Origin of the sequence: Bartonella sp. CL435QHHD (assembly GCF_042195095.1) — a bacterium.
GTDB lineage: Bacteria > Pseudomonadota > Alphaproteobacteria > Rhizobiales > Rhizobiaceae > Bartonella.
This window is the reverse complement of sequence record NZ_JBHINS010000081.1, coordinates 96,180-109,481: the sequence shown is the minus strand read 5'-3', so window position 1 is coordinate 109,481 and position 13,302 is coordinate 96,180. Positions and strand designations below refer to the sequence as shown.

Below are 13,302 nucleotides of genomic sequence, written 5' to 3'. Positions count from 1 at the left end.
TGTATGCCATGGCTGATCACAATATTCCTCATTTCCAAAATGACCTTGGATATAAAACAATCGAAATTGGTGTGAAAGAATTTATGTGTGTAGGCGCTACACACCCATTCGATCATCCTCATATCTTTATCGATATGGGAACAGCAGATGAGAAAATTTGCCCTTACTGCTCAACCCTTTATCGTTATGTTCCCTCGCTATCATACGATCAAACAAACCCAACAGGATGCTTATATCATCCAGAAAAGCTATTATAATTGCGTTTTTTGGCTTTCTTAATAACCCCTCTTTTCATTCTGCTTGTTTAATATGAAATCATTTGTGGAACAGTCACCCATCATCGTTGGAGGAGGAATTGCTGGTTTAAGCACTGCTTTAGCACTCGCTCATAAAGGAATTGCAAGCACCATTATCGAAAAGTGTAAGCAACTTGAAACGATAGGCGCTGGTATTCAACTGACACCAAATGCAACATCTATTCTTGCTCGCTGGAAACTTCTTAACAAACTCACTGAAGTCGCGACAATCCCATATTTTCTTGAGTTAAAAGATGGATTATCTTTAAAAATACATCTACGGGCTCATCTTATTAATCTAACAGAAAAATATTGGAAAGCCCCTTATATGACGATTCACCGTGCGGCTTTACAAAAAATTTTATATAATGCAGTGATTGAAAATCCTTTGATCAAATACAAAGCAGGCGAAACGATTGTATCTTCTACCCAATCTGCAACCAACATTAAAATCACGACAATAAAAACAGATACGGCAACAGAACAGCTTCATTCAACGCCCCTCCTGATCGGATGTGATGGCGTTTGGTCAACATTACGGCAACAATCTCCTTTTCATGAAAAAGCAAATTTTAGTGGCTTTATTGCTTGGCGTGCAACAACAACATTTGATAATCTTCCTCAAAACTTTCGTTCTTCATTGCAAAATATGAAGACAATTACGGCTTGGATGGGACCAAAAAATCATCTTGTTGTCTACCCCATTCAATCATCAGAAAAAATTTTTAATTTTGTCGCCATTACGCATGGAAAAAATTCAAAAGAAGGATGGGCCCATAAAGGAAATAAAGAAAAACTCAAATCTCTTTTTAAAGATTGGAATTCAAAAATCTTACAAATTTTCGATCATATTGATGAATGGAGTTATTGGCCACTCTTTCAAATGAAACAAAATCGTTTTATCGGTTTAGAGAGACAAGTATTTGTTGGCGATTGCGCACATGCTACCTTACCTTTTGCAGCACAGGGTGCCGCTATGGCAATCGAAGATGCTGCCACATTAGCAAAAGCACTTTCATTGAAAGATTTTTCATTAACGAAAGCACTTTCGCTTTACGAAACAACACGCACACCCCGTATTGCAGCAGTAAAAAAACGCGGAGATTTCAATAGATTAGCCTATCATGCAACCGGTCCCATAGCAATTGCACGCAATCTCATGATGAAAATTCGTACACCAGAGAGCATTATGTCAGATCTCAATTGGCTTTACATGTATGATGCGATGAATTCTATAAAAAATAATGATAAAAACTTATAAAATCCTTCCGACACTTTGAATATTACGAAAGAACGAGATTTTTTTTAATTTTATGACACTAAAAAAATATCATAATTTACTCAAATAAAAGCAATATTTTTCGAAACCTACAATCCGATTTTAAAAGCTCAATTTTTAGCTCTCCTAAAAGCAAAAACACCACTCAAAATCAGCTCCCATCTTTAATCTTTCTTTAACTCAATTCTACATCAACAACACCCTGAATTAATTTCATAGCATTTGCGACATGTGAATTTACCTTATATCGCTTAGGAAGCGCAATTTCGACTTCTCGCAATCCATCCTCTTGAATTAAAATAAGCCCCACCTCTCCATTCCCCCCAAGATTTAAGTTTTGTTCAATTTGTGGAAGCATATCAACTGTTTTTATAAAGAGACGCATCATTTTATGCTGTTGTAATGATTCATTTTCCAAAGACTGAATTGTTTCAATTCGCAAACTAACTCCTTCAGAACGATTTTCTGCGCTCACCGTAATAATAAAAGATTTTCCGGGTTCTAGCATCTCTTCATAATCCGAGAGTGCCTCAGAAAAGAGAACTGCTTCATATTGTCCACTTGTATCAGAAAAATGAATAATTCCCATTTTTTTACCAGATTTTGTTTTGCGCACGTTTTTTGCCACAACAGTTCCAGCAAGCCGTGCAGCCGTTGCTCCCCCTTTAACGGCATTGGCAAAATTACCCCAAGTCTGAATGCGTTTTTTGTTTAGAATAGCTTGATACTCCTCCAAAGGATGCGCAGAAAAGTAAAAACCTATAGCTTGAAATTCTCGATAAAGTTTCTCAGCCGGCAACCAAGGGGTTGTTTGCGATAAAATCAATGGTTCTTTTAATCCGCCTGCCATTCCAAATATATCAACCTGCCCGCTAGAATTGTCATCGAGAATACGAAGTGCACGCGCATGAAGGGTTCCAAGATTGGCTAATAAAACCTCACGTGCAATGTTAAAACAATCAAAAGCACCAGCACAAACTAAACTTTCCATCGCACGCTTATTAACAATACGAGGATCAACACGCGCACAAAAATCTTCCAAATCCTTAAAAATCTTATTCCCACGACAAGAAACAATATGATCTACAACAGTTTCTCCCACACCTTTAATGGCAGCAAGAGAATAATAAATACAGTTATCACCAACCTCAAAAACACGATGAGATGTTTGTATAGAAGGTGCAATAACTTCAATACCCAACCTTAATGCTTCACGCCGAAAATCATTGAGCTTATCTGTATTCGTCATATCATATGTCATTGAAGCAGCTAAAAACTCAACGGGATAGTTTGCTTTCATATAAGCCGTTTGGTAAGAAACAATTGCATAAGCAGCAGCATGCGATTTATTAAAACCATAATCGGCAAATTTTGCTAAAAGATCAAAGATAATATCAGCTTGATCTTTATCCACGCCACCTGCAACAGCTCCATTGACAAAACGCGTACGCTGTTTTTGCATTTCAGCATGAATTTTTTTCCCCATAGCACGACGTAATAAATCAGCTTCTCCAAGCGAATAACCAGAAAGAACCTGAGCAATCTGCATCACCTGTTCTTGATAAACAATCACACCTTGTGTTTCTTTGATCAGATGATCTATTTTAGGATGAATAGAAGCAATTTCCTCTTCCCCATGTTTGCGTGCATTATAGGTTGGAATATTCTCCATTGGACCTGGACGATAAAGTGCGACCAGCGCAATAATATCTTCAATACGGTCTGGCTTCATTCCAATCAACGCCTTGCGCATACCAGAACTTTCCACCTGAAACACACCAACCGTTTCACCACGTGCCATCATAGCGTAGGTTGCTTCATCATTCAGAGGAATATTTGATAAATCTATTTTAATCCCCTTTCTGGCAACAAAATCGACTGCCATTTTCAAAACAGTAAGCGTTTTTAATCCAAGAAAATCAAATTTTACCAGCCCCGCCTGTTCCACATATTTCATGTTAAATTGTGTAACAGGCATATCAGAACGAGGATCACGATACATCGGGACAAGCTCCCAAAGTGGACGATCTCCGATAACAATCCCAGCAGCATGAGTTGAAGCATGACGATAAAGTCCCTCCAACTGAAGTGCTATATCTAATGCGCGGACAACAACGGGATCTTTTTTCTTTTCCTCTTCAAATTTAGGTTCATCCTTAATAGCATCAGCCAATTCTACCTGACTTCCTGGCGTGGCAGGAATTAATTTTGTAAGATAATCCACCTGACGATAAGGAACTTCTAAAACACGCCCCACATCACGCAAAACTGCACGCGCCTGTAACTTACCAAAGGTAATAATTTGAGCAACTTGATCACGTCCATATTTTTTTTGAACATATTGAATAACTTCTTCGCGCCGCTCTTGACAAAAGTCGATATCAAAATCTGGCATCGAAACACGATCTGGGTTGAGAAAACGTTCAAAGAGAAGAGAAAACCGTAAGGGATCAACATCAGTAATCGTCAATGCATAAGCAACAAGTGAACCAGCACCAGAACCCCGTCCTGGTCCAACGGGAATATCATGAACCTTTGCCCATTTTATGAAATCTGAAACGATAAGAAAATATCCAGAAAATTGCATACGCGTAATAACTGAAATTTCATAATCAAGCCGCTGTTCATAATCTGCAATCGTATACCCTTCAGCCAACCCTATTGTTTCAAGCCGCATCTTCAAACCAGCTTTAGCTTGATTTAACAACTCACTATCTTCTATTTCTAAAGTATTTTCTGAATTAGCAGATTGTTCTATAAAACGAGGCAATATCGGTTTTCGAAGAGGCGTGGCAATATGACAACGCAATGCAATTTCAACACTATTTTCCAAAGCTTCTGGAAGATCAGAAAACAGTGTAACCATTTCATCTTGTGACTTCAAATAATGATCTGGCGTCACACGTTTGCGATCTGGATTAGAGACGATTTGTCCTTCTGAAACAGCCATCAGCGCATCATGGGCTTCATATCCTTCTCTCTTCAGAAAAAAAGCTTCATTTGTTGCAACAAGAGGAATTTCATGCGCATAAGCCAATTCAATAAGATCAGCTTCTACTCTCTGATCATAAGAGCCATGCCGTTGTAACTCCACATAAAGACGATCAGCAAAAGATTTTTTCAAATAAATTAAGCGCTCAACAGCATGTTCTTTTTTCTCTTCTGCCAAAGAAAGATTAATAGGTCCTCCCTTTCCTCCCGTTAAAGCGATTATTCCTTCACTGTGTTCTGACAACCAATCAGCTTTAATATGAGGAGGATCAGTATCACATTTATCAAGATAAGCACGGCTAACAAGACGAACCAAATGAGCATAACCGGTTTTGCTAGCAGCCAAAAGAACAATAGAGCAGAAATCAGAAGAATTACGCCATTTAGCCAAACGTGAATGATCATTTTCATCACGAAAGTCAACAGTAAGCTGACAACCAATAATAGGTTGGACCCCATGAGAAAGACAATGCTGTGAAAATTCCAAAGCACCAAATAAATTATTGGTATCGGTAATAGCAACCGCTGGTGCATGATCTGAAATCGCCTGTTGAATAATTTGGGGGATTTTTAAAGCCCCCTCGAGCAAGGAATAAGCTGAATGCACTCTCAAATGAATAAAGCGAGGAAGAGAATTTTTGTTCTCTTGCATTTTATTTTTTACCACTCTCACAATTTCCCACTACAAAATAAATGCTAAACAGCACCCCTTATAAAAGAAAAAACTTCTGTTTATCATAACTTTAAAGCTATAAATTCATCATCATACATAGGAGAAATATCCCAATTTTATTAATATTTATAAGAGAGTTCTATCAAGAAAATGCTTCTATTCACAGCAAATAAACACCTAAAATAAAAAGAAAAACAATATACCTCATCTAAGCACTTTAATTTTTGACCCTTTAATTGTATTTTTCTTCCTAAAGTTCAATGTGTAAATAAAACAACCTCCTCTTTATGACGTTATCCCCAAAAAGCTCTTCTAAAGGTCTAGAAAAAACAAAAAGGGCAGGTTAAATTTGCTCATGCCTCCAAGTCTTCTTACCCCTCTTTTTAATTCTATTCGAACTCTTTCTGGTATTACACCTAAAGTCTATGGTTTATTGACCAAACTCTTAGATGTTAATCCTACACAACGCGAAGCAACCCTTATTGACCTTCTTCAATTAATGCCCCATTCCGTTATAGACCGCAGAATGCGTCCCAGCATTGCTTGTGCAAAAGAAGGAGATACTGTTACGCTCGAAATTATCATCGATCAACATCAATCACCACCCCGTGGTCACAACCGAATTCCCTATCGAGTTATTGCCCATGATCACACAGGAAAAATAAATTTAGTCTTTTTTCATGCTCAACCTCTTTGGCTAAAAAAACAACTCCCCGAAGGAAAAAAAGTCATTATATCAGGAAAAGTTGAATGGTTTAATGGACAGCTTTCAATGGCGCATCCAGACTATATTGCCTCGAGCGAACAATCAAATCAGATACCTCTCATCGAACCTGTCTATCCCTCTACTGCAGGACTAACTGCAAAGACACTAAGACGCGCCATACAAAACGCTCTTGATTTTATTCCACTCCTCCCAGAATGGATAGATGAAAATGTGAAAAAGCAGCAAAATTTTCCTTCTTTTTCTGTTGCTTTACGCCGTATCCATGCGCCCATTAACCCCGACGATCTATCCTTAGAAAGTACAGCACGCAAACGTCTTGCCTATGATGAATTGCTCGCTTGTCAATTGGCACTAGGACTCGTGCGTTTGAAAACTAAATCTCTTGTTGGCACTTCTCGACCATCAACAGGAATTTATACTAAAAAATTGCTCAATATCCTCCCCTTTCAACTCACAACCGGACAAAAAAAAGCAGTAGAAGATATCGCAAATGATCTTGCTTCACCAGAACCGATGCTAAGACTACTTCAAGGTGATGTAGGCGCAGGAAAAACTGTTGTTGCATTGATGGCAATGGCACAAATTGCTGAAAATTCAGGACAATCAGCTTTAATGGCACCAACCGAAGTGCTTGCCAGGCAACATTTTGCCACCATCGCTCCTCTTGCCGAAAAGGTCGGATTACAAACAACCCTTTTAACAGGACGAGAAAAAGGGAAGTTGAGGACAAATATCGTGAATGATATTCTGTCAGGTCAAGTTTCTATTGTCATCGGAACCCATGCTCTCATACAAAACAGCGTTACTTATAATAATCTCGCTTTAACCATTATCGATGAACAACACCGTTTTGGTGTCCATCAACGTATCGCTCTTACAGAAAAAGGCAATAAAGCTGATATGCTGGTTATGACCGCCACACCCATTCCGCGCACACTCGTCTTAACAGCTTTTGGTGATATGGATGTCTCTAAAATTACCGAAAAACCAATGGGACGACAACCCATTACAACAGCAACGCTTTCTTTGAAACGTCTTCATGAGCTTATAGAGAGAATCGCAATTGCATTAGAAAAAGGAGAAAAGCTCTATTGGATTTGTCCTTTAGTAGAAGAATCGACAGCTCTTGATCTCACTTCAATTGAAAACCGCTTTGCATTTCTCCATGAGCGCTTTGGAGCACACGTTGGTATGATCCATGGAAAAATGTCTACAGCAGAAAAAGAAGCCGCTATGGCATCTTTTAAATGTGGAAATACACGTATTTTAGTTGCAACCACCGTCATTGAAGTGGGAGTAGATATTCCAGATGCTTCGATCATTATCATCGAACACGCGGAACATTTTGGCCTTTCACAATTGCACCAATTACGTGGACGTGTAGGACGAGGCGATAAAAAATCTTCCTGCATTTTGCTCTATAAAGATCCACTGACTAAAACAGCAGCAACACGCCTTAATATTATCCGCAATACAGAAGATGGTTTTGAAATTGCTGAAGAAGATTGGCGCCTACGAGGCGAAGGAGAACTTTTAGGTACAAAACAATCCGGAGTCCCTGAATTTCATATAGCAAACCTTGCAGTTCATAGCGATCTTTTGTCAATGGCAAGAAAATATGCTCGTTTATTTTTACAACGCGATCCTTATCTTTCTTCTGAGCAAGGACAAGCTTTACGGTTGCTCCTTTATCTTTTCGGACACAACGATGCTGCACGCCTCTTACGAGCAGGATAACAAAGACCCTCTAATAAAAAACTTAAATACCTCTCTGTTCAAATATGGTTTTCTCTCTTAGAATTACCCATAAATGATCTACGCAGTCTCTTAGCATCTTTATGCTTCATGAACGAATAACAAATCAACAGCACTATCTTCTCTCTCAATCTGAATTATTCTTGCATTAAAACAGTAGAAGCAATATTGCGTCTTTTTCTACCATTATATTCACATAACTGATCTATTTTTTGATAGGTAAGAAAATATTTTTCGTTTTATCGTAAAGGATTTAGAAAGAAAAAACTTTTCTTCAGTATTCTCGTTCAACAGAGAAAAATGAAAAAATAAGTTTCATTATAAATCAATTTCTTACACTTGATTATTCTCCAAAAGATTCAGAAATATACTTTTATTCAACCGTGACTGATTTTGCTAAATTACGGGGTTGATCAACATCTGTTCCTAATAAAACAGCCGTATGATAAGCGATTAACTGAACAGGGAGTGCATAAATAATAGGAGAAATAAATTCTGGAACATCTGGCAAAGTGATCGTTGATAAAGTCTTAAGACAAGCTACTTCTGCTCCTTTTTTATCGGTTATTAAAATAATACGACCATTACGCGCTACCACTTCTTGCATATTAGAAAAAGTTTTTTCAAACCACCGATCATACGGTGCAACAACAATAACGGGTATTGTCTCATCCACCAGAGCAATTGGTCCATGCTTTAATTCACCTGCCGCATAACCTTCAGCATGAATATAAGAAAGCTCTTTCAGTTTAAGGGCTCCCTCCAAAGCAATCGGATAAGAAGTTCCACGTCCCAGATAAAGAACACTTTTTGCATTCACCAAATCACGACAAATACATTCAATTTTTCTCTCTAGTTTTAAGACCTCATTTAAAATACGTGGAACTTCTGCCAACTGTTGAACCAGTTTCTTTTCCATTTGAGCCGAAAGATAGCCACGTTGTTTAGCAGCACTAAGTGCTAGTGAAGCAAGCGTTGCCAATTGACAGGTAAAAGCTTTTGTTGAAGCAACACCTATTTCCGGTCCGGCAAGTGTTGGGAGAATAAAATCAGCCTCCCTTGCCATTGTTGATTGCTCTACATTCACAATTGTTGCTGTTTTTACACCCCGCTCACGACAATAACGCAAAGAAGCCAATGTATCAGCTGTCTCACCAGATTGAGAAACAAACAGCGATAACACATCAGACGTTATAGGAGGTTCACGATAACGAAACTCCGAAGCAACATCATTATCAACACTTAAAGCGGCAAATTTCTCAAACCAATAGCGCGCAACTAAGGTTGAATAATACGCCGTTCCACAACTCGCAAAAAGGAGACGATGAATATTTTTCCAATCAATCAAATTCTCAAGGGGTCGAACGACATAATTTCCAAGATCAAGATAATGCGCCAAATTATGAGAAATCACTTCAGGTTGTTCAAACATTTCCTTGTGCATAAAATGACGATGATTACCCTTAGAAATCAATAAAGCCCCTTCAAGTAATGTCGTCACAGGACGTTTTACCGGTTGGTTATTAGCATCATAAATTGTAACACCCTCCCGTGTGAGAACAGCCCAATCCCCATCTTCCATATAGCTAATATAATCAACGAATGGTGCCAAAGCAATCGCATCTGACCCCACAAAAAATTCATCTTTTCCATAACCAATTGCCAGAGGTGGACCAGAACACGCCGCAATCATAAGGTTATCTTCACCTTCGAAAATAAGAGCAATAGCAAAAGCCCCCTGCAGCCTTTTCCAACTGGTGCGTATGGCTTCTTGCGGAGAAAGACCATCTTTTAATGCACGCGTTATTAAATGTGCAATAACTTCCGTATCCGTCTCTGTTTCAAAGATACAACCATCCTCTATGAGTTCCTTTTGCAGTTCTACAAAATTTTCAATAATACCATTATGAACAATCGCAAGCTTTTCAGTCACATGGGGATGCGCATTGCGTTCAACAGCAATTCCATGCGTAGCCCAACGGGTATGACCAATCCCTAAATTTCCCTCCAGAGGTGTTTTTTTTAATTTTTCTTCTAAATGAACAAGCTTCCCCTCAGCACGTACACGATAAAGATGCCCATTATGGACCGTTGCCACCCCAGATGAATCATACCCTCTATATTCAAGACGTTTTAACCCCTCAACCAAAGAGGACGAAACACACCTCTTTCCAAGAATTCCAATAATTCCACACATTAAAAAGCTCCAACCCACATCTTAAGATTTAAATCTTATAAAACAATCCAACAGCCTTTATTTAAAACTATAAATAATAAAAATAATTCAAACATGGAGTACGGCAATCTTTAAGAATAAACCTCCCATCCATCGTTAGATTAACACGAAACAAAAGAATAAGCCGAAAATAATCATTTTTTCTGTTTGTTTTCTAACAAGCGCTCTCGAAATTTTGTCGCATAGCCCTCTTTTATAACCTGTCGTGCACGCCCAAAAGCCATACTGTTCATAGGAATATTTTCAGTAATAACACTTCCTGAAGCAACATAAGAGCCATCCCCTATTATCAATGGGGAAACAAGTGCCGTATTAGACCCAACAAAAGCATGATCACCAATCACGGTTTTATATTTGTTAAATCCATCATAATTGCAAGTAATTGTACCGGCTCCAATATTGGTATGTGCACCAATTTCAGCATCACCAATATAACTTAAATGATTGATTTTAGAAGATTCTCCTACCTTAGCTTGTTTGACTTCACAAAAATTTCCAATCTTTACGGACTTCGCCAACTCTGTTCCAGGACGCAAACGTGCATAGGGACCAATCTGTGCATCTCTACCAACCACAGCACCTTCGAGATAACTAAATGCATGAATAACCGCACCAGATTGTACTTTTACGCTTAACCCAAAATAAACATTTGGTTCTATCACCACTCCTGGTTCAATTTCTGTATCATAAGAAAAATAGAGTGTTTCTGGCTTTAAGAGTGTAACACCCGATAACATTAAATCGCGCGCTTTACGTTTTTGCCACAAAGAATCAGCCTCAGAAAGCTCAAGACCATTGTTAATTCCTACAATATCTTCAAAAGGAACTTCAACAACACGCACATCTAATCCCTTGCGTGTTGCAAGAGAAGCAATATCTGTTAAGTAATATTCTTTTTTCACATTGTTATTACCAACTTTCTCTAAAAGAGAAAGTGCATGTTTTCCACGCATAGCGAGTATTCCACCGTTACAAAAAGAAATCTTTTTTTCTTCATCGCTAGCGTCTTTTTCTTCTACAATTGCAATCAATTGACCATTTTTCTCGAGAAGACGCCCATAACCTGTTGGATTTTTGGTATGAAAACCTGCAAAAACAACATCTGCTCCATCAGCAAGCTGTGCACGCATTTGGTGCAATGAATCTTGCTGAATGAGAGGAGTATCCCCAAAAACAATGAGAACATCATCCACTTCCTTTTGCAAAGCTGAACGAGCAGACAAAACAGCATGAGCTGTTCCTAAACGCTCTTTTTGTTCAAAAATCATTACATCTTTTACAAATGACTGAACAACGTGCGTAACCTCCTTAGCACCAAATCCCACAACAACTGCTAATTGTGAAGAGCCTGCCAATTCTATTTGTTTTAGAACATGGCATATAAGAGGCAATCCAGCAATTTTATGAAGTACCTTAGGCAGAGACGATTTCATGCGCGTCCCCTCACCTGCGGCAAGAACAATAGAAAGACAACTTCTAACCATAAAAACACATAAGACTAACGAGAAAATCCAAAAAAATTCATAATATTGTGCCAACGAATATCTTCAATATAACTCAACGAAGGATAATGTTCTAAAAGCCAAAATGAAAGATCCTGCATAGAACCTGTTAAAAACAAAATCCCTGTAAGAATAAGAAAAACACCAATAATTTTTTCAACTTTTCCTAAATGAATACGAAAAGCTCCTAAAAATCGCATAAAACTGCTCGAAAATAAAGCTGCTAACATAAAAGGAATAGCAAGACCTAATGCATAAACCGCTAAGAGAACAGCTCCCTCTCCCACAGTTTCTTTTGTTCCAGCAAGCGTTATAATAGGACCTAAAATAGGGCCAATACACGGTGTCCAACCAAAAGCAAAAGCTAAACCGATAATATACGCGCCTAAAGGACCAGCAGGTGTTTTTTTGGTCTGAAAACGCGCTTCACGAAATAAAAAAGCGATTTTGAAAATCCCCAAAAAATTTAAACCAAAAATAATAATGACAATTCCAGCAGCAAGAGCAAACCAATCACGATAATAACCGATGAATTTCCCAATTGTGCTAGCACTGGCACCTAAAGCAACAAAAACAGTCGTAAACCCAAGAACAAAAGCAATAACAGAAGACAGTAAAGCCCACCGTATAAAGACTTTCTCATCAGGCTTTTCTGAACGAAAATCATCAATACCAACCCCTGCCATATAGCACAAATAAGGAGGAACTAATGGCAAAACGCATGGTGACAAAAAAGAGAGTGCCCCAGCAAAAAACACACCAACTGTTGAAATTTCAATCAAAATTCATACCCCGTCTTTCATCATAGCTTACCCCCATGAACAACAATCAATCCACATCTTCATCAATTTGTTGCATATTTTGTTCATTCGCCACCACACTTATATCTTCATCATGACCAGAAACGACTGAAAAAACTTTCTGATAGATTTTATCTTTATTTTTAGCAATTGCAATATACTCTCCCTCCGCTAACACGAGTGAAACATACGCACCAACTGTTTCATAAACGATATCACCAGAATCATTGGCAAGAGACCAACTTGTATCTGCAAGCGCTTCCCCTCCTTCTTGCCGTACCAGTTTTAAGACAATCTGAGCGGCCTGATGTTCAAGAGTAACTTCTGTTATTTTACCAGCATCCACTTGAATATCCGAACGAGCCGTCGCATTAATGGAACCATAATGGGAAGCAACATGGTAGCGGCCAGCTTTTAAACGCACAACTGATTGGGGTTTAACATTTGATATAATCACTCCCGTATCATCATTTTCTTTTTCATCCTCATAAATGGTAAAACGGAGTTCCTTTTCATTCATTACGCCATTGAGCAGTGTTGCATTTAAAATGACACCACCAGCCTCAAGATTAAAGTTTTTTACAAGACTCTGCCCATTTTCTAAACGAATATGGCGCACAGCACTCATATGACCAAATGAGACATGAACAAGATAACTTCCTGGTTCGAGATCAAAACGTGCACTTCCCCCCTTATAGGTTGCCACTAATGGTAATTTATTATCAATCCCTAGAATAGGGGCATAAACCCGCCAGACAAGCCCTTTTTCAATATCCGGATGACTATTTGTTAATCGAGCATTCAAAATGAGTTGTGTTTGATATGCTAAATTTTCGTTTTCCTGCTCTTGAGTCTTTACAATAAAACTCCTTGATTGTCCCTGCTGCTGATCTTGCCCTTCTCCTGCTTCAGAAAAAGCACAGTGGCTCCAAGTCAATAAAGCAAGCACCACGCACAACCATATACATCGGTGCACTATTTTTATAAGAATACCCATTTTTGCATTGTTGACCAACATGATCTTTTTTTCAAGAAACAATATC

The 13,302-nt window shown here is 38.4% G+C and carries 8 protein-coding genes; 3 read left to right on the top strand and 5 right to left on the bottom strand.

Going from position 1 to position 13,302, the window contains the following annotated elements:
• Positions 1–8 precede the first annotated feature (8 nt).
• Both ACFILH_RS07805 and ACFILH_RS07800 read left to right on the top strand, forming a co-directional pair.
• Complete coding sequence (locus tag ACFILH_RS07805; RefSeq protein ID WP_375657882.1) at positions 9–257, top strand: zinc-finger domain-containing protein; 249 nt, start codon at positions 9–11, stop codon at positions 255–257.
• Between the two features lie 52 nt (positions 258–309).
• Complete coding sequence (locus ACFILH_RS07800) at positions 310–1,557, top strand: FAD-binding protein (RefSeq protein ID WP_375657881.1); 1,248 nt, start codon at positions 310–312, stop codon at positions 1,555–1,557.
• Between the two features lie 193 nt (positions 1,558–1,750).
• Here the strand turns inward: ACFILH_RS07800 and dnaE are convergent, their stop codons facing one another.
• Complete coding sequence (gene dnaE / locus ACFILH_RS07795) at positions 1,751–5,218, bottom strand: DNA polymerase III subunit alpha (protein WP_375664102.1); 3,468 nt, start codon at positions 5,216–5,218, stop codon at positions 1,751–1,753.
• A 376-nt stretch (positions 5,219–5,594) separates the two neighbouring features.
• Between dnaE and recG the strand changes: the two genes are divergently transcribed.
• Positions 5,595–7,703, top strand: a complete 2,109-nt coding sequence (gene recG, locus ACFILH_RS07790; RefSeq protein ID WP_375667613.1) for an ATP-dependent DNA helicase RecG — start codon at positions 5,595–5,597, stop codon at positions 7,701–7,703.
• Between the two features lie 391 nt (positions 7,704–8,094).
• Here the strand turns inward: recG and glmS are convergent, their stop codons facing one another.
• The 4 genes from glmS to ACFILH_RS07770 form a co-directional block, all read right to left on the bottom strand.
• Complete coding sequence (glmS, locus tag ACFILH_RS07785) at positions 8,095–9,918, bottom strand: glutamine--fructose-6-phosphate transaminase (isomerizing) (protein ID WP_375663626.1); 1,824 nt, start codon at positions 9,916–9,918, stop codon at positions 8,095–8,097.
• Between the two features lie 173 nt (positions 9,919–10,091).
• On the bottom strand, positions 10,092–11,441 hold the full coding sequence (gene glmU / locus ACFILH_RS07780; RefSeq protein ID WP_375657879.1) for a bifunctional UDP-N-acetylglucosamine diphosphorylase/glucosamine-1-phosphate N-acetyltransferase GlmU: 1,350 nt from the start codon (positions 11,439–11,441) through the stop codon (positions 10,092–10,094).
• A gap of 14 nt (positions 11,442–11,455) precedes the next feature.
• Positions 11,456–12,244 carry a cytochrome c biogenesis CcdA family protein gene (locus ACFILH_RS07775; RefSeq protein WP_375631278.1) on the bottom strand — a complete coding sequence of 263 codons (789 nt, stop codon included), beginning with the start codon at positions 12,242–12,244 and terminating at the stop codon, positions 11,456–11,458.
• A gap of 43 nt (positions 12,245–12,287) precedes the next feature.
• Positions 12,288–13,277 (bottom strand): carboxypeptidase regulatory-like domain-containing protein, encoded by a 990-nt coding sequence (locus ACFILH_RS07770; RefSeq protein WP_375664103.1) that lies wholly within the window; start codon positions 13,275–13,277, stop codon positions 12,288–12,290.
• Positions 13,278–13,302: the final 25 nt, after the last annotated feature.

What these genes read in the sequence shown, in the direction of transcription:
- recG (WP_375667613.1), top strand. Translation starts at nt 5,595, where the DNA reads ATGCCTCCAAGTCTTCTTACCCCTCTTTTTAATTCTATTCGAACTCTT.
- ACFILH_RS07770 (WP_375664103.1), bottom strand. Translation starts at nt 13,277, where the DNA reads ATGTTGGTCAACAATGCAAAAATGGGTATTCTTATAAAAATAGTGCAC.
- ACFILH_RS07805 (WP_375657882.1), top strand. Translation starts at nt 9, where the DNA reads ATGGCTGATCACAATATTCCTCATTTCCAAAATGACCTTGGATATAAA.
- glmS (WP_375663626.1), bottom strand. Translation starts at nt 9,918, where the DNA reads ATGTGTGGAATTATTGGAATTCTTGGAAAGAGGTGTGTTTCGTCCTCT.
- dnaE (WP_375664102.1), bottom strand. Translation starts at nt 5,218, where the DNA reads ATGCAAGAGAACAAAAATTCTCTTCCTCGCTTTATTCATTTGAGAGTG.
- glmU (WP_375657879.1), bottom strand. Translation starts at nt 11,441, where the DNA reads ATGGTTAGAAGTTGTCTTTCTATTGTTCTTGCCGCAGGTGAGGGGACG.
- ACFILH_RS07800 (WP_375657881.1), top strand. Translation starts at nt 310, where the DNA reads ATGAAATCATTTGTGGAACAGTCACCCATCATCGTTGGAGGAGGAATT.